The organism is Rickettsia felis URRWXCal2 (genome assembly GCA_000012145.1).
Lineage (GTDB): Bacteria > Pseudomonadota > Alphaproteobacteria > Rickettsiales > Rickettsiaceae > Rickettsia > Rickettsia felis.
On sequence record CP000053.1, the window covers coordinates 356185 to 373988 of the forward strand.

Here is a 17804-nt window from a genome sequence, read left to right on the forward strand (position 1 = left end):
TAACTTATATAGTTAAGCTGGTGTTTAGGGTTATAGGGTAAAATTATTGTTAGTACAGTGCAGTAATGTCATTCCTAGCTAAAATAGGTCTTGTTGCATGGTTTGAGAAAAGTGTTCGATGTCATTCCTGCGAAAGCAGGAATCCATAATAAAGCGAGATAGAATGAACTTTTAATTTTAAAAAATTGCTGTATTTATATTTTTTTGGATTCCTGCTTTCGCAGGAATGACATCGAATATATGCAATGACATTTAAAGTATAGATATATGGAAAAAATCTCAGCATTTATTATTACCAAAAATGAAGCGGCAAGAATAGCACGAGCTATAAATAGCGTAAAAAATATTGTCGATGAAGTTATAGTAGTCGATAGCGAAAGCACAGATGATACGGTAGCAATCGCTGAACAATTAGGAGCAAAGGTAATAGTAAAGCCGTGGCTTGGCTATGTAGGGCAGAAATCTTTTGCCGAGAGCCTTTGCGTAAATGATTGGATTCTTAATATTGATGCTGATGAGGAGTTGTCTAAAGAGTTACAAGACGAAATAGAGTATATTTTTGCCTCTCATAATCAAGATCGTTATTTAGCTTATCAAATAAAGCTGTTAATAATGCATCGTAATGACCAAAAGCCACGAATGTTTGCTCCGTTTAATAAATGTACTCGGTTGTATAATAAAAAATTTGCAAGTTTTGCAAATACCGTAAATAGTACTACTCATGATTCGGTGGTATTTAACAAAGATGTTGATTTTGCAGGTAAAATTTATCTATTAAATGAAGCTGCTTATCATTATTCCGGTACTTCAATTGAGCAGTTGGTAACTAAAGCAAATTTTTATTCTAGCGAGCAAGCAAAAGATTTAGTTAAGCAAGGAAAAAAACTTTCAAATTTTCGTTTAACAACTGAAATGATATGGTGGTTTTTTAAAGCGTTTTTTATCAGACGCTATTTTGTATTCGGTTTTGACGGCTTTGTAGATTCAATGATTTTTGCCTTTGCAAGATTTCTAAGGCTTGCAAAATTAAGAGAGTCGTTGCTTAAATCAAAAAACGTCATTGCGAGGAGCGAAGCGACGTGGCAATCTAGAAAAAATAATAAAAATTCTACAAATTAGCATTTTTAAACTGAATTGCTTCGTCAAAACTTACAGTTTTTCCTCGCAATGACGAGTTAGAAATTAAAAAAGTAGATTATGAAAGAAAATTTTAACATTAGTAAATTGAAAAACGGCTTAACGGTTTTGACGTATAACATGCCTTACGTTGATTCGGTAGCGATAAATTTAATTACCAAAGTCGGGAGTCGCTACGAAAATTCGGAAGAGGAGGGGATATCCCACTTTCTTGAGCATATGGCTTTTAAAGGTACAACAACAAGAACGGCAAAACAAATAGCCGAAGAATTTGACGAGATAGGCGGTCATTTTAACGCTTATACAGGTCATGAAAAGACAATATATTACGCACGAGTATTATCTGAGAATTGCGATAAAGCCCTGAATATACTTGCCGATATAATACAAAATTCTATCTTTGCTGAAGAAGAGATAGCAAAGGAATATCAGGTAATATTACAGGAAATAGCCCATAGTCAGGATAATCCCGATGATTTAATATATGAGAAGTTTTATAGCAGTGTTTATAAGGATCAGCCGCTCGGTAAACCGATTCTTGGAGCAAGCAAAACATTATCTAGTTTTACTAAAGAGCATTTTTTGAGTTTTATAGATAAACATTATAACGCTGGAAATTTGTATTTATCGGTTGCCGGTAATGTTGATCACGATAAAATAGTAAGTAGTGCAGAGCGATTGTTTTCTTCTTTAAAGCAAGGAGAAAAAAGTAATTTTCTTCCTGCAAAATATATAGGAGGTAATAGCTTTATCAATAAGGATTTGGAGCAGACTACTTTAATCCTTGGTTTTGAAGGAACGCCTTATATTAACTTAGAAAGGCTTTACCGAACCCAGTTACTTGCTATAATATTTGGAGGTGGTATGTCTTCACGTTTATTTCAGCATATTCGTGAAAAATTAGGTCTTGCATATGCGGTGGGTAGTTATAATAGTACATATTCTGATAGCGGGGTATTTACTATTTATGCAAGTACCGCACATGATAAATTGGAGTTATTATACAAAGAGCTTAAAACCGAAATAACCAAGATGACTGAGAAAGTTAATGAAGAAGAGATGATTAGAGCTAAAACGCAACTACGAAGTAATTTGTTGATGGCACAAGAAAAAGTAGCTTATAAATCAGAAGAAATTGGTAAAAATTATGCAGCTTTTGGTAAATATATTCCTCCTGAAGAGATTATGGAAATTATTACTAATATAAAAGCCGATGACATTATTAATACGGCAAATAAAATATTTAGTAGTATTACTACATCGGCAATTATCGGTCCGAATGATCTTAGAGGGTTTTAATGTTATGTTTGGATACCGTCATTGCGAGGAAAAATTGAAAATTTTGACTAAGCAATCTCAGGAGTATTGATTCATGAGATTGTCACGCATTCTATGAATGCTCGCAATGACGGAAAAATTGCTCCACGTCACAATGCCCGCTTGTAATGACGATGAAAATGAATTTTGAGAAAATAACAAATGAAAACACAACTTTACAAAGGTTCAAGTAAAATTCTATATTCCGCCGAAGAAGATTTTTTACTTATAATGGCCTTTTCCGATAATGTTACCTTAGAAAGCGGTGAAATTATTGAGATCTCAGGCAAGGGAGTACTTAATAATAATATTTCTTCCTTTCTAATGGATAAACTGGAAATGAACGGCATTGAAAATCATTTTATTGAAAAAATAAATATGAGGGAGCAATTAATTCAATATGTTGAGGTTTTTCCGGTACAAGTAATAATATCATCGGTAGCGTGCGGTAGATTTGTAAAAGAATTCGGTATGGACGAAGGGTATGTATTTGATAAACCGATCATTGATTTTAAGGTCCGAAGTCGTGAATTTAAATATCCGATAGTTAATGAGTATCAAATATTAAATTTCGGCTGGTTAACTAGGGATGAAATTAAAGCGGTAAAAGAGCAAGCTTTGCGTATATATGATTTTCTAAGCGGCTTATTTATCGGTGTCGGGATTCGTCTTGTCGAATGTAAATTAGAATTTGGGCGTGTGTTTAATGGTGAAGAATCTATCATTATGTTAACTGATGAAATTAGTCCGGATAATTGTAGGTTATGGCATATTAACAGTAATGAAAAATTGGGATTTGAATTGCTTGAAAACGAGCCTAATAAAGCTTTTGAATCATATCAGCTAATAGCTGATCGTTTAAAAGAAAAATAAATATATTTTTAAAGCAATATATGCTATTTTGGACTTGAAAAACACTCCAATGTCGTACCGGTTTTGTTGCATGGTTCGGTTTCATCGTCATTGCGAGCGAACGTTAGTGAGCGTGGCAATCTCAGGAATTCGTCCCAAGATTGCTTCGTCAATTTACTATTGTAAATTTCCTCGCAATGACGATTTGGTATCCACACAAGGAAACATTTTTGATTTTTAATAATTTTTTACAGTAAAAAAGATGAAAATACGATTTATTATAATAAGTTTTATAGCTCTAATCTTAGTGGGATGGGGATATGCTGCTTATAAATTTGAACATCAAAGTAAAGAGAATATTATCTCTATTCTTGATGAATACGGGGAATATGTAACCTATGATTCAATAAAAGTTAATAAATATGGATTTAGTATTACTTTAAATAAAGTAATGTTAAAACCTATAGATTTTTATTTTGATGAAATAGTTATTAGGCATATACCGTTTTTAAATATTACAAAAATTGATTCTTACGGAAATGATGTAAAGATTACTATCGCTCAAGATGAAAAAAATATTTTTTACTCACCTGATCATCATACAACAATTTGGTTTAGAAAATCTTTATTTAATAGAGAGCCTGATTATTGGAAATTAAGCTTGAGTGACAATAAATCAACTCTTTATAGTTCTTTAGATGCAGAAAAATTAGCAGAAAGTGATATTAGCAATTCTGTAATTACTAATACTAAAACATCAGATAACCTTAATTTGTTAATTTTGGATGGAGAAAATACTGTTTCTTTTATTTCTGAAAATTACAGAGGAAATTTATATGATAAAATTTTTGAATTTTTGAGAGATAAAATAGCTAATGACTCTGATACTGCTTCCTTTGAGTATGGTTTGACAAAGTTAGATATATTGAATTTACCTATTTCTTACAATTCCAAATTAAAGCTTAAATATAGTGATGAACTATTAGCTCTTGGAAAATTATTAATTCAAAACTTTTCTCTAAATCAAAAGCAAGATGAAAATATGCATGCTGTTATTTTTATGCAGATGTTAGGAGAATTAGTAAAAGGTAAACCGTTTTTATTCTCTTGTGATATTGAAAGAAAAGGAAAAGTAGAAAGTTATTTATATAAATTAAATATAGAAAAAGATAAAATTTTTGATTTTGCTTTAAATAGTAAATCTACTATAGAACCTTCTGAAACATACCAAAAAACAGCAGTTGAAGCTTTAGGAAGCTACTTTAGTAATGGTTTAAATAAAAGAGCCGAATTAGATAAAATTTTTAAACTAACTAGCCCTATTACTCAAGAAGACGGAGAAAAAGTAATGGGTGTTTTTGCAAAAATAAATAATTCCGAATTTAATTTAAAAGGTGAGTTTGATCCTGAAGCAAAAAAATTATCCGGTAAAACTAATCTTGTTATGGATGATTTTAATTTTGCTATTGATATTGATATGCCTAATTTAGATAATCCTCTGAATCTAGAAAGTGTAATAAAATTATCGGATCCAAATGCGTTTATAAATAATTTTGTGAATTATACCGATAATGCCGTAATACCGGTACTTAATAAAATGGAAGGTTCTAAGGAATTTGCTTTAAACCTAGGAAAACAATCTTCAGTAATTAAGCAATACGGCTTTAGGGCAATAGAAGCTTTTAGTAAAAATTCTGAATTAAAAGACGGTGAATCTTTAGTAGTTGATGTGAAAGGTAAAGATACCGGACTAACCTTTAATGATAAAGCTATTGATCAGATTTTTGGTGATGCTAGAGTATTAGAATTTATGAATGCCATGGCTCAAATAGAGCAAGAAAGAAAACAAGTTGTCGGTAAATAATTTAAAGTATTGTTCAGTTAGAGAAATTGTCATCCTAGCTAACTTAATCGACATTGTTGCGAGGATCGTTTTATGTCATTCTTGGCTAGAAGCGAGAATCCAGTAAAACCTATAAAAAGCTTGTTTTTTATAGATTTATTTTATCAAATATGTAACTTCTATATCAATATTGAAGTCATTTTTTTGGAACCCATGGTTAAGCCGTGGGGTGGCAGTGAAAAATCTGTGAACACTCATTCGCTTATAATTAGGAATTTGAAAGAGACACTTCATCTTGAACCGCAGCATATACAAACGTACGTGAAGACTTGGTTACCTACTCGACGTATAAATTACCCCTAGACGTAGAGTTTCAAAAGAAGTCTATTGTATTAAGTTATAATTTGATTGACGCTCTTAATGGATCTGTCAATTTTTCTAGGGTTTTACTCAGATTATTAAATGTTAAGTCTTTATAGCCTGTTTCTTTAACAATTTTCCGTAGTGTTGGAGTAGGTTTTACCATATGATTGATTTTATTTTTTGCAGGAAATACCCATAAGCTATTACTTTTTTGTTTTCTTCTATATAAAATCTGAATTGCCTCATCAGTAAGAGATAAATAGCGTGATTTTTCTTTTTTAATATTTGATATATTCCATATCTTATTTTGTAAATCGATATCACCCCATGCCATATATAACAAAATCGTAATATTCAAGACCTGACCCTAATGAAGTAAATAAAGCTACTTTTAAAGGGATATTACTATTTACATTCTTTGCGTTTAACATTTTATTAACTCTTTATTTAATTTAGTTTTTATCAGAATTTTATTATCTTCATAAATCTCTTGAAAAAAGTAATTATTATCATTTATTAAAACGTTCTATTATTTCCTCTAACCCTCTATACACTAATAAATCCTTTAAATCAATCTCAACTCATTTATTCACACTTTTAGTTAAATTTCTATTGCATTCTTAAAACTCCTTACTATGATTCTGTCTATAGCTCAATTTTAACAAAATATTAAAATTTATAGAATTTAATAAGGAGTAGATTATGCTTAAATGGTGGTTTCAAACTCAATATGATAGGCTAATAGAAGCAATAAGAACAAAAAACATAGAAGAAGCTCAAAGATTAATTGCTGAAATGAGTATTACTGAATTAAACAAAGTTGATAGTAAAGGGGAAACAGTATTAACTTGGGCTGCTTGAATACGAGTTTATTGTGTGAAAAATGCTGATTGGAATAAGGCTAATATTTGACTAATTAAGGGTAGGGGATAAGACATAACGCGGCTTAAGCGTAGCCTGAATCATGTTAGCAACGGAAGTAAAATGATACAGAGCAACGGATGAAAATTGATACAGTATTAAAGTAATATCTTCTGGATAAGGAGGTAATGAATAATGATAATACTGGAGCAAATAATGGAAATAAAAATATTGAATAAACATGGTAAGAGCCTAAGAAGTATAGCAAGAGAAGTAGGAGTATCAGTAAATACAGTACGTAAATATTTAAAATATGATGGTAGCCCTAAATATAAGGATAGGTCGGAGTTGGTAACAAAGCTTGCCCCATATAAAGACTACTTGAGTGAAAGAATAAAATCAGCCCATCCTGTATCTCTACCTGGTACTGTACTGTTTCAGGAGATAAAAGAGTTAGGTTACACAGGAGGGATAACCCAACTAAGGGATTATTTAAGAAGTATCAAGCCAGTAGCTAAACAGGAGGATATAATAAGATTTGAGACTGCTTCTGGTAAACAGATGCAAGTGGATTGGATAGAATTTCGTAAGGGGAAAGATCCTCTATCAGCTTTTGTGGCTACATTAGGATTTAGCCGAGCAAGCTATATAGAATTTGTTAACAATGAAAAACTTATAACACTAATAGAATGCCATAAGCGAGCATTTGATTATTTTGGCGGAGTACCGGAAGAAGTACTTTATGACAATATGAAGACAGTAATACTGGATAGGGATACATATGGTCCTTGGGATACACCGTTTTAATAAAGGCATGCTGGATTTTGCAAAACATTATAGTTTTCGATTAAAAGTGTGTAGACCTTATCGAGCACAGACTAAGGGCAAGGTTGAGCGATTTAACAGATATATAAGAGAAAGCTTTTATAATCCATTAGTAACAAAATTAAAAACTTCAGAGTTGGTGTTAGATGTGGATACTGCAAATTCGGAGGTACTAAAATGGTTACGTGATACTGCAAATCTGCGTGTACATAGAACAACAGGTGCAATACCTGCAGAAAGATTAAAACTTGAAAGGAATCATCTTCAACCACTACCATTGGATTATAGCGGTAGTCATCCTACAGTACTAGAGATTATGAGAGATAAAGGGGAACGATTTTCTACAGTTTCCTTACAACATTCCCTCTGCATATACCAAAGTATACTGGAGGCATTATGAACCTGCAGCACCAACGTATAGAAGAGCTGTGCCACTCTTTAAACCTTATGCAGATAGCTGAAAATTATCTTGATATTGCACAATCCTCTAGTAAAGAAGACTCAAGTTATACGGATTTCCTGGAGTCAATATTAAAAACAGAGCTATTGGCACGACAGCACAGGAGTAAATCAATACTCACCAAAATGGCAGGCTTCCCTGCTATCAAAACGCTGGATGATTTTGATTATGATTTTGCTACAGGAATAAAACACAAGGTTTTGGAAGGTTTAAGGTCTCTGTCTTTTGTAGAAAGACAAGAAAATATTATTCTGCTTGGTCCTTCTGGAGTAGGAAAAACCCATATAGCTATTGCCCTTGGTTATGCAGCAACACAATGCGGAATCAAAACTAAATTTACAACAGCTGCAGATTTGATGCTTATACTTAATGCTGGGCTAAACCAGGGAAACCTGGACTCCATATTCAAAAGAGTTATACTACCATATAAATTACTTATAATAGATGAGTTTGGGTATCTGCCGTTAAAACCGGAACAAGCTAATCTGTTATTTCAAGTTATAGCAAAGCGTTACGAAAAGGGTAGCATAATTCTTACAAGTAATCTGCCATTTGGACAATGGCATAATAGTCTTGCTCAGGATAGTGCTCTTACAGCTGCTATCTTAGATCGTCTGCTTCATCACTCCACTATACTCAATATTAAAGGTGATAGTTTCAGGCTTAAGGATAAAAAGAAGACTGGTCTTGTGCCAATAGAAATTATTAATAAACAGGAGGATAATTTTATGACTTAAATATCAGATAATTTTTTTTATGATACTGTATCATTTTTCAGCCGATGCTTATTAAATATCTGTATCATTTTTCGACCGGTGTTGACACCGAAAAGCATTTGTTAGTTAAAGATGGAATGTTAAGTGCAGAAGAAATAGAATCTATTATTTCAAATTATCTATTGTTAGAGATATTAGCTAGTAGTTATTCCAGGGAAAATAACATAAATGAAGATAGAATTATTGAAGCTAGAATTATAGTAAGAAGATTATTTGAAATTGCTCGTAATTATTATGAAGATGATAAGCAAAAAGGCATAAATGAACTTGGAGCAATAAACTATACAAAAGCAACTTATCTTCTTAATGAAAATATTCAAAAATCACTTAAACAAAAGCAACTTAGTTTTAAAGATATTGATTACGTAGTTGGTAATGAGTTAGAGAAGTTATGTGAGTTAATAGCAGGGAATAGTGCAATTCTTACTCTTAATAATGACCAAATACATAGCAGTAATGATTTTTTTGATTTAGCAATATTAGGTAGATTAGAAGAAACTCTCAAAAAATTATCCGAGGATTTTACGGTAAATGATGAGCGGATAAAATTCTATAGAACACTAACAGAGGAAAATGATAAAAAATTCTTTTTTGAAAATTGGAAGTTAATAAAATGGTTTTCCGATACCATAACTTATGAGAAACTATTGCAGTTGTTACCTAGTAAAAAATTTTTATTAGATCTCTTAAAAGATAAAAATCTATATAAACTAGCAGAAAAAATGACTATTGCTAAAAATGAGTTACTTGAAATGTCACAAGAGGCACAAGAAAATTATTTAAAAGAAATAAAGATTGAAGATTGTTTAGATGTTCATTTAGACTCTATGAATATAAATACTCTTAGACTTGTTCTAGAATCAAATACGATTCTTACTAATATCTCATTCAATTCTGATACTAACGTAATTATAGAAACAGGAAAATCTTTGAATATTGCCGGTCTACTAACTATAGGATCAGGAAGCACTTTAAATATATCAGGTGAGGGTACACTAACTCTAGGATCAAATATTGTTTCAAAAAATATAATAGAAAATATAAATTATAAAGGAATAACTCCTGAAATTCTTTTAAATAATACTATTGCACTCAATTTAAATTTTACGGAAGAAAATATATATAATAATTCAGATACAATAATATTGGGAAATATTGATTCGGAGATTTAATAAACTCTATTTTTATACTCAACTAGGATAAGATTTTTTAAATCTTATCCTTTCTCGCTTTATTTGTAATCTATTATCTATAATTATCAACTCTAAATTTTCTCTTGACTTCTTTAAGAATTACCATATTCTATGGAAATTACCGCATAATATGATAACAAAATTAATTGAATAAGGATGTAAATATGCAAAAAATATTGCTTAAAGGCCCGGATGTAAGTATGAAAAACAAAACTCCTGATATCAAGGAAATAAAAACCTTAGATGAATTACTTTCAGGGCCGGGTGAATATTTTATAAATGCACATGGATCAGAGTTTTTCTATAAACCTACTAATTTAGGTTTATGGGGGAAAATTAAATCATATTTTATGCCGGAGCCTTCTTACTTATCAATGAGTATATTTTCTGATGAAGATACAACTTCTGTGTTAGATATTACACTGCTGAATAAAATACAAAATAATACTACTGAAAATCATTGTAATATTGTTCATATATTTTCTTGTCATTCAGGGGCAGCTCAACATCATTTAGATTATGTACAGGGAAATATGGTGTTATGCACTTATAATAAAGCATGTGATGCAAATATTATACTATTAGCTCAAAATAATTATGATGCTAGAACAAAAAATGACTCTTCACTGATCGAATATATACGTGATAATTTTCATTTATTAGCAGCATCAAATTTTAGTATAAGCTATAAATTAGATAATCAAATTCATAATTTTTCTTTAAGTGCCGGTAAAATTAAAAACATGAAAAGCATTGAGGAGTTGCTGGCTTTTTTACATAAAAAATATGAAGCTTTTGTAAAATTTTATAAAAATATTCATTCGGAATATCATGAATCATATCCCGAAATATTTAATTTAAATATAGAAACAGAACCGAAAGAACTAGCACAAGCTGAGTTAATCAGAGTATTTAGCAGAGTTGTAACCTTAGAAACATATAATTTCAATAAATCTTCTCTAGACAAGGTCAAGACTATGTTAAATCAGAAAGGATTAAATACTGATTTAAGTATAGATAAAGCTATAGAGAAAGGAAATTTTAAATTATTAAGTTGTTTACTTAATTATGGTAATACAAAGATAGCTTCCTCTAATCTTAATAAAGCAATAGAGAAAGGTGATTTAGCTATTCTAAAAGCCGTGCTTGAACATAGTACTACAAAGATAGAGTCTTATAGTCTTGATAAAGCAATAGAGAAAGGTGATTTAGCTATTCTGAAAGCCGTACTTGAACATAGTACTACAAAGATAGAGTCTTATAGTCTTGATAAGGCTATAGAGAAAGGTGATTTAGCTATTCTGAAAGCTGTGCTTGAACATAGTACTACGAAAATAGAGTTCTATAATCTTGATAAAGCAATAGAGAAAGGCGATTTAGATGTTCTAAAAGCTGTACTTGAGCATCCTACTATAGAGGTAAACAGCTATACTATTTCTACGGCAGAAGAGACGCATAATTTGGAAATTATAGAATTAGTAAAAAATTATTCTGCTGTAAATACTATTACGTCTGAAGAAACTACTATAGATACAGCACTTACTGTAGTAGAAGAAGTGCCGGCATTAGGAGAGGGGATAGAGGGAGCATAAGTAATAAAATTCAATATTATTCTCGTGAAAGGCTTGTTTGCATGGCTTGCTTTATGTCATTCCCGCGTGGATACCTAGTCGTCATTGCGAGGAGCGAAGCTTTGCTGCAATCCAGAAAAAATAATAAAAAAATTCTGTAAATCAGAATTTTTTACTGGATTGCTTCGTCGAATTACTACGTAATTCTTCTCGTAATGACGGAAAAGCAGGTCCACGCAACAATGCCCACTCGCAATAACGATTTTTGAGCCATGCAACAAAGCCGCGACTAAAGGCTTTGTTGCATGGATCAATTTCGCTTCTGTCCATCCCGCGAGCTTGTAGCGGGATCCAGTTAAAAATACTAAAATTATTAATATTTTTATTGTTTTTTGGATACCATGGTCAAGTCACGGTATGACACCGAACGGATTTTTCGGTTCACGCGGGTAATACCTCCTCGCAATGACGGAAAAACCGCTCCACGTAGGGCGATGTTAAGCCATTCAATAAAATCTAAATATTTCTTAGAATTATTTTACTTAATTCACAATTCAAGTGTGAGAAGTTTATCTCTTCAAATCCTTTTCTTGGAATAATAATCATTGCGAATTTTATAGCTTTAAGCTTAGAATCACTAACAATAATTCTAATTAAATGTCTTATACGTCTTTTAATTTTATTGCGAACCACAGCTTTTTTATTTAGCTTTCTGCTAACTTTGATCCCTAAAAAGGTATTATATTTTGATTCAAGGAAGATTTTTGGAAGTTTTTTGGCTATTACCAAAATAAAATATCTCTCATGGAACTTCTTTCCAAGCTTATTTATAAGCTCAAATTCTTTTTGATTTTTTAAAGAGGTAATAGACAATTTGATAAGTCAGATTATTTTAAGCAGATAATTTATGTCTACCTTTAGCACGACGTTTTCTTAAGATTGCTCTTCCGGTTGGAGTAGCCATTCTAGATCTAAAACCATGTCTTCTTTTTCTAACTAAATTGCTAGGTTGAAATGTACGTTTCATAATATTTATACCGAACGAAAATTAATTACTTGTAACAAAATAAATGTCATTGCGAGGAAAAACTGTAAGTTTTGACGAAGCAATCGCAGGGACTATTTCATGAGATTGCCACGCTTCTTTCAGTCGCTCGCAATGACGTTTACTATTTATACTTAAATATGTGCTTTTGCTTGCTCTATGATACTTGCGAATCCATCACTGTTATTGACGGCAAGTTCTGCAAGTACTTTACGATCTATATCGATTTCTGCTTTTTTAAGAGCTCCCATAAATTGAGAGTAAACAAGCCCATGCTCTCTTACTGCTGCATTTATTCTTTGAATCCATAAGCCTCTGAAATCACGCTTACGATTTCTACGGTCTCTGTAAGCATATTGAAGGGCTTTTTCTACTTTTTCAATAGCTACTCTAAAACAGCTATTAGCTCTACCTCTATAGCCTTTAGCTAATTTGAGGATTTTTTTATGTCGATTTTTGGAAATTTTTCCTGATTTTGCACGTGTCATTGCTGTAGCTCCTAATTAAATTAATTTATACCGTACGGTAGAAAATATTTTTTAATATTATATCCGTCTTGAGGACAAAGTATTGTAGTTCCTCTAAGGTTACGGATTTGAGCTTTAGTACGACGACGCATAAAATGTTTTTTACCTGCTTGGGATGCGATAACCTTACCGCTAGCAGTAAGTTTAAAACGCTTTTTTACAGCGGATTTTGTTTTTAATTTAGGCATGATTATTCCTTTAAATTGGTATTTACTAGATTTAAACTGTAATTAGGCATACCAAAGCCACGTACAGATAGAAAACTAGATAATAGTTTTTTTTATTAATTATTGCAAGACTTATTTTGATTGTGAGGCTTATTTAAGTATTTAGACTATATTGTTATTTATGCTATAATAGCCATCATTAATGTTTTTAGTTGCAAAATAATGTTCGGACAAAATCCTAAAAGAAGCATATTAAACGGTGACGGTACTAAGTTAGAGGTGCAGTCTATTTTTAAGACTATACAAGGTGAGGGTATTTTTGTAGGTTGCCCTGCGATTTTTATTAGGCTTGGAGGGTGTAATCTTGCTTGTAATTTTTGCGATACTGAGTTTGAAGATTTTAAGTTAGTAGATATAGCTGAGATTTTAAATAAAGTAGAAAGTTTGGCATTAAATTCTAAAAATGAAAAATCAATTAATTTAGTAGTAATAACCGGCGGGGAGCCTATGCGTCAACCGATAGAATTATTATGTCAGAAGTTATTAGACCAAGATTTTAAAATTCAAATAGAGACTAACGGTACGTTATATCGCTCTTTGCCGAATGAAGTGTCTATAATTTGTTCGCCGAAAGCAGGTAAAAACGGTTATAGTAAAATAAGAGAAGATTTATTGCCTAAAATTAGTGCGGTGAAATTTATCATTGCTAAAAATATTTTAGAATATAGTCTCATACCGGAAGTAGGGCAAACCTCTTATAATATACCAGTTTTTGTTCAGCCTATGGATCAAAACGACCAAAGTCTTAATGATGAAAATAATGAGTTAGCAGTAAAATTAGCACTAGAAAGCGGTGCTAGGTTGTCGTTGCAGACTCATAAATTTTTAGGTATTGAGTAAATATTGTCAAGTCACTTGTCATTCTCAGCGGCATTGTTGCATGGCTCAAAAACCCGCTCAGTGTCATACCGTGGCTTGTCCACGGTATCCAGTAAAACAACCAAAAATACTAAAATTATTAGTATTTTTAACTGGATCCCGTGAATAAATCACGAGATGACAAAGGCGAGGTCGAGCCATGCAACAACGCCGCTAAAAGCGGGAATCTAGTAAGACATATAAAAAATTTATTTTTTATATGTTTGTTTTATCAAATATATAATTTTTACCAATATTAAGGCTATTTTTCTGGATTCCCGCTTCCGCGGGAATGACATCGAAGCGTTAAGCCATCACAGATATTCTAAAAATACTTGAATTTTATATTAATTGAAGCTATTATAATCTTTTTTAAGTTTAAAGTGTTGAAATAATGAGTGAAATATTAGAACTTGAAGCGAAATCCCGCACGGAATTCGGTACGGGAGCGTCAAGAGCATTAAGAAGAGAAGGGCGTGTTCCGGCTATTATTTACGGAGCGGGTAAAACCCCTGTTAGTATTTCTTTGGAAGAAAAGGAAATAACTAAATATTATAGAAAGCCGGCGTTTATCTCTCAGTTAATTAATCTAACGATCGATAAGAAAAAATATAAAGTACTACCGAAAGCTGTGGAATTACATCCCGTTACGGATATAGTACGCCATGTTGATTTTGTCTTTTTAGAAGAGAAAACTCAAAAAATGGAAGTACCTGTAGTATATGAAGGGAAAGAAAGAGCTTTAGGCGTTAAAAGAGGCGGATACTTCAATATAGTAAAAAGAAGAGTTACTTTATTATGTGATGTTAATAACATCCCAAGAAACGTAACTATCGATGTTACTAATATGCCTATTGCTACTTCGCTAAAATCTTCAAAAATAGAATTACCGAAAGGATGCAGTTTTACTACTAAAAAAGAATTTGTTCTTGCAACTATTATAGGACGTAGAGGAGCAAAAACTGAAGCTGAAGGTGAACAACAAGCCGCTGAAGCAGGGAAGTAAGATAATTCTCACGATAAGGACTTGCTTAGATACTTAAATCGTCATTGTGAGCGGGCAAGATACCAAAACAGTCATTGCGAGGAGCGGAACATTGTTGCAATCTCATGAAATAATAACAAACTCCTGAGATTGCGGACGTACAAATTACTATGTAATTCTCTTCGCAATGACGAAAAACCAATCCATGCAGGTAATGCTGAGCTAAGGATGACATTATTCTATACTTCTTCCATATTAATATTTCTTCAAAAATTTTCCATTACTATTTATTAGGTAAATTATTATGATTCTTGTTATTGGTCTTGGTAATCCAGGAAAAGAGTATCAATATACGAGGCATAATATCGGCTTTATTGCTATAGAGAAAATAGCAAACCAATATAATTCATCATTTAGTATAAAGAAAAAATTCAATTGTGAGATTGCTGAAACTATTAGTGATGGACAAAAGATAATTTTTATCAAGCCCACTACTTACATGAATTTATCCGGTAAGTCAGTGATATCGGTGAAAACATATTATAATATCCAGTCCGCAAAAATCTTTGTTATTCATGATGATATTGATTTAGAAACAGGTAGAATAAAATTTAAAACGGGTGGCGGTAATGGCGGGCATAACGGTTTAAAATCAATTGACGGTGTTATAGGCAATAATTATAATCGCATTAGGGTTGGGGTAGGTAGACCGCAAAATAATCAGGATGTAGCAGATTATGTACTTAATAATTTCTTGAAATCCGAGTATGAAACAGCGTTGCAAGCTATAGATAGAATAGCTAATAATTTTGATTTAATATTAGAGAATAAGTTAGAAGAATTTAAGAATAAGATTGTATAAAAATCGTCATTGCGAGGAGCGAAGCGACGTGGCAATCTCGTACCAAAGTCCTGAGATTGCTCCGCCCTTATTACTTTGTAATTCTTCTCGCAATGACGGGAAAACGATATTAAAACTAAACAGAAAAAATTTATGACACAAGATTTTGAAATTGTTTATGCCGAAGAAATGGATAAAACTCATAGAACTATAATTATTGAGGCTTTGAACAAAGATGCTAGAGAAAAAAAGGGGTTAGTAGGAGATATTGAATCTTTTTCATTTTCTTGTTTAGATCAGGATAAAAATTTTGTTGCAGGAATTAGCGGTATGAGTTCTTGGGGAGGGTTTTATATTGATTCACTTTTTGTTAATGAAAATATAAGAAACCAAAATTACGGTACTTTACTAATGCAGAAAGCTGAGGATTTAGCACGTGAACGAGACTGTAATTTTATTCATCTTGTTACTATGGACTTCCAAGCAAAACCATTTTATGAGAAACTTGGGTATAAAATTGAATTTGCTATGCACGGTTACGAAAAAGACTCTATAATGTATTATTTAAGGAAAGATTTATGACACTAAAACTAGGAATTGTTGGGTTGCCGAATGTCGGTAAGTCAACGTTATTTAATGCCTTAACGGCAAGTCAGCTAGCTGATGCTGCTAATTATCCGTTTTGTACTATTGAGCCTAATAGCAGTAAAGTTTTAGTACCGGATGAGCGTTTGCAACGACTCGCAAATTTAGCAGGAAGCGGAAAAATTATTCCGTCTTATATTGAATTTGTCGATATTGCAGGGCTTGTTAAAGGTGCAAGTAAAGGGGAGGGGCTTGGTAATAAGTTCTTATCTCATATCAGGGAAGTCGATGCAATATTGCATGTACTGCGTTGCTTTGAAGATGAGGATATAACGCACGTACATAATAAAGTCGACCCAATTCACGACCTTGAGGTTATTGAAACAGAGTTAATACTTGCTGATATAGAATCGGTCGAAAAGCGACTCGCTACAAGTGAAAAACGCTTGAAGTCAGGTGATAAAACAATGGCAGAGCAGATAGAATTGTTAAAAGAGGTTTATAAAGTGCTAGCTGACGGTAAACCTGCAAGAGTGTTAAATGAAGCTTTAGGAGCTGATAATTTAAAACAATTGCAGTTAATTACTTCTAAGCCCGTTTTATATATATGTAACGTACTTGAAAAAGATGCTGCTATAGGTAATGAATTTACTAAATTAGTAGCGGAAAGAGCAAAGAAAGAAAATGCTAAAAGCGTCGTAATTTCTTCAAAAATAGAAGCTGAGATTGCTTTACTTGAAAGCATGGAAGAAAAAGAAGAGTTTTTAAAATTTATAGGTTTAGAGGAAACGGGGCTTAGTAAAGTGATTAAAGAGGGGTATAATCTCTTAAACCTTAAAAGCTTCTTTACCATAGGTCCTAAAGAAGCCCATAGTTGGACTTTTAAAGACGGCACGCTTGCACCAAGTGCTGCCGGTATTATTCATACCGATTTTGAAAAAGGCTTTATTAGAGCAGAAGTTATCGGCTATGAAGATTATATAAACCTTGGTAGTGAAGCAAAAGCCAAAGAAGTAGGCAAAATGCGTTTAGAAGGTAAAGAATATAAAATGCAGGATGGAGATATAGTACATTTTAGGTTTAATGTATAGCTACTATGGGCATTGCTAGCTAAAAGCGGATATCGTCATTGCGAGGAGCGAAGCGACGTGGCAATCTAGAAAAAATAATCTATACATCAGAATTTTTTACTGGATTGCCGAGCTCCCTACGGTCGCTCGCAATGAAGGAAAAATACTTAAAATACCGAAAAAAGTAATATTATGAAAACAATTTTACCCGATCGCTCCCTAAAAATCCAAGCAAGGCTTAATTTTATAGTAAGCCAAATTTTAGATATTGCACAAGATAAAATTGCCATGATTATCTTGTATGGTTCGTTTGCAAGAGGTGATTGGGTACGTGATTTGCCTAACGGTTACCATAGCGATACTGATATTTTGATAATCCTTAAGAAAAGTAAATACAAAGGGCATGCTACTTTAAGATTAAAAGATAATATATATAAAAGATTTTAAAAAACAGGAGTAATAAAAGAT

Annotated in this window: 18 protein-coding genes and 3 pseudogenes; 16 read left to right on the forward strand and 5 right to left on the reverse strand. The window is 32.2% G+C overall.

Translation table 11 applies throughout. The features are described from left to right. Positions 1-267 precede the first annotated feature (267 nt). The 4 genes and pseudogenes from RF_RS01820 to RF_RS01835 all read left to right on the forward strand — a co-directional run bounded on the left by RF_RS01820 (position 268) and on the right by RF_RS01835 (position 5170). Positions 268-1171, forward strand: a pseudogene (locus tag RF_RS01820) (glycosyltransferase family 2 protein). A gap of 26 nt (positions 1172-1197) precedes the next feature. Beyond that, positions 1198-2436, forward strand: coding sequence for a M16 family metallopeptidase (locus RF_RS01825; RefSeq protein WP_011270681.1), 1239 nt, complete (start codon positions 1198-1200; stop codon positions 2434-2436). A 180-nt stretch (positions 2437-2616) separates the two neighbouring features. Next, the gene (locus RF_RS01830) at positions 2617-3327 is read left to right on the forward strand and encodes a phosphoribosylaminoimidazolesuccinocarboxamide synthase (protein WP_011270682.1); all 711 of its coding nucleotides are present in this window, start codon (positions 2617-2619) and stop codon (positions 3325-3327) included. Between the two features lie 241 nt (positions 3328-3568). Beyond that, positions 3569-5170 carry a hypothetical protein gene (locus RF_RS01835; protein ID WP_011270683.1) on the forward strand — a complete coding sequence of 534 codons (1602 nt, stop codon included), beginning with the start codon at positions 3569-3571 and terminating at the stop codon, positions 5168-5170. 376 nt (positions 5171-5546) lie between these two features. On the opposite strand, the gene RF_RS01845 is transcribed toward RF_RS01835, so the two are convergent. Next, positions 5547-5846, reverse strand: coding sequence for a tyrosine-type recombinase/integrase (locus RF_RS01845; RefSeq protein WP_041405310.1), 300 nt, complete (start codon positions 5844-5846; stop codon positions 5547-5549). A 368-nt stretch (positions 5847-6214) separates the two neighbouring features. On the opposite strand from RF_RS01845, the gene RF_RS10455 reads away from it, so the two are divergent. From RF_RS10455 to RF_RS11905, 6 genes and pseudogenes are all read left to right on the forward strand, one after another. After that, a complete protein-coding gene (locus RF_RS10455; RefSeq protein WP_156110739.1) occupies positions 6215-6373 on the forward strand; it encodes a hypothetical protein in 159 nt (52 codons plus the stop codon). Positions 6374-6568: 195 nt separating this feature from the next. Continuing rightward, positions 6569-7598 (forward strand): annotated as a pseudogene (gene istA, locus RF_RS01850) (IS21 family transposase). After that, positions 7595-8395: an IS21-like element helper ATPase IstB gene (gene istB / locus RF_RS01855; RefSeq protein WP_011270406.1), complete on the forward strand. Its 801-nt coding sequence runs from the start codon at positions 7595-7597 to the stop codon at positions 8393-8395. The pseudogene istA and the gene istB overlap by 4 nt, the downstream one beginning before the upstream one ends. A 98-nt stretch (positions 8396-8493) precedes the next feature. Beyond that, on the forward strand, positions 8494-9606 hold the full coding sequence (locus tag RF_RS11215; RefSeq protein WP_231564262.1) for a hypothetical protein: 1113 nt from the start codon (positions 8494-8496) through the stop codon (positions 9604-9606). A gap of 185 nt (positions 9607-9791) precedes the next feature. Continuing rightward, positions 9792-11219 (forward strand): ankyrin repeat domain-containing protein, encoded by a 1428-nt coding sequence (locus tag RF_RS01875; protein ID WP_011270686.1) that lies wholly within the window; start codon positions 9792-9794, stop codon positions 11217-11219. A gap of 117 nt (positions 11220-11336) precedes the next feature. Continuing rightward, a pseudogene (locus tag RF_RS11905) lies at positions 11337-11424 on the forward strand (lytic transglycosylase domain-containing protein); the annotation flags it as partial. A gap of 290 nt (positions 11425-11714) precedes the next feature. On the opposite strand, the gene rnpA reads toward RF_RS11905, so the two are convergent. The 4 genes from rnpA to rpmI form a co-directional block, all read right to left on the reverse strand. Further along, entirely contained in the window at positions 11715-12071 is a 357-nt protein-coding gene (gene rnpA / locus RF_RS01880) for a ribonuclease P protein component (protein ID WP_011270687.1), read from the reverse strand. A 19-nt stretch (positions 12072-12090) separates the two neighbouring features. Continuing rightward, the gene (gene rpmH, locus RF_RS01885) at positions 12091-12225 is read right to left on the reverse strand and encodes a 50S ribosomal protein L34 (protein ID WP_011270688.1); all 135 of its coding nucleotides are present in this window, start codon (positions 12223-12225) and stop codon (positions 12091-12093) included. A 152-nt stretch (positions 12226-12377) separates the two neighbouring features. Further along, positions 12378-12731, reverse strand: a complete 354-nt coding sequence (rplT, locus tag RF_RS01890) for a 50S ribosomal protein L20 (protein WP_011270689.1) — start codon at positions 12729-12731, stop codon at positions 12378-12380. Between the two features lie 20 nt (positions 12732-12751). Further along, a complete protein-coding gene (rpmI, locus tag RF_RS01895; RefSeq protein ID WP_004997924.1) occupies positions 12752-12958 on the reverse strand; it encodes a 50S ribosomal protein L35 in 207 nt (68 codons plus the stop codon). Between the two features lie 201 nt (positions 12959-13159). Here rpmI and RF_RS01900 point away from each other — a divergent pair, with 201 nt between their 5' ends. The 6 genes from RF_RS01900 (at position 13160) to RF_RS11220 (ending at position 17783) form a co-directional block, all read left to right on the forward strand. After that, complete coding sequence (locus RF_RS01900; RefSeq protein WP_011270690.1) at positions 13160-13837, forward strand: 7-carboxy-7-deazaguanine synthase QueE; 678 nt, start codon at positions 13160-13162, stop codon at positions 13835-13837. A gap of 412 nt (positions 13838-14249) precedes the next feature. Next, on the forward strand, positions 14250-14861 hold the full coding sequence (locus tag RF_RS01905; protein WP_011270691.1) for a 50S ribosomal protein L25/general stress protein Ctc: 612 nt from the start codon (positions 14250-14252) through the stop codon (positions 14859-14861). 283 nt (positions 14862-15144) lie between these two features. Further along, on the forward strand, positions 15145-15702 hold the full coding sequence (gene pth / locus RF_RS01910; protein ID WP_011270692.1) for an aminoacyl-tRNA hydrolase: 558 nt from the start codon (positions 15145-15147) through the stop codon (positions 15700-15702). Between the two features lie 168 nt (positions 15703-15870). After that, positions 15871-16263, forward strand: a complete 393-nt coding sequence (locus RF_RS08610; protein ID WP_231564286.1) for a GNAT family N-acetyltransferase — start codon at positions 15871-15873, stop codon at positions 16261-16263. Beyond that, positions 16260-17357 carry a redox-regulated ATPase YchF gene (gene ychF, locus RF_RS01925; protein ID WP_011270694.1) on the forward strand — a complete coding sequence of 366 codons (1098 nt, stop codon included), beginning with the start codon at positions 16260-16262 and terminating at the stop codon, positions 17355-17357. Before RF_RS08610 ends, ychF begins: the two co-directional genes overlap by 4 nt. A gap of 171 nt (positions 17358-17528) precedes the next feature. Next, positions 17529-17783 (forward strand): nucleotidyltransferase domain-containing protein, encoded by a 255-nt coding sequence (locus RF_RS11220; RefSeq protein WP_011270695.1) that lies wholly within the window; start codon positions 17529-17531, stop codon positions 17781-17783. Positions 17784-17804 lie beyond the last annotated feature (21 nt).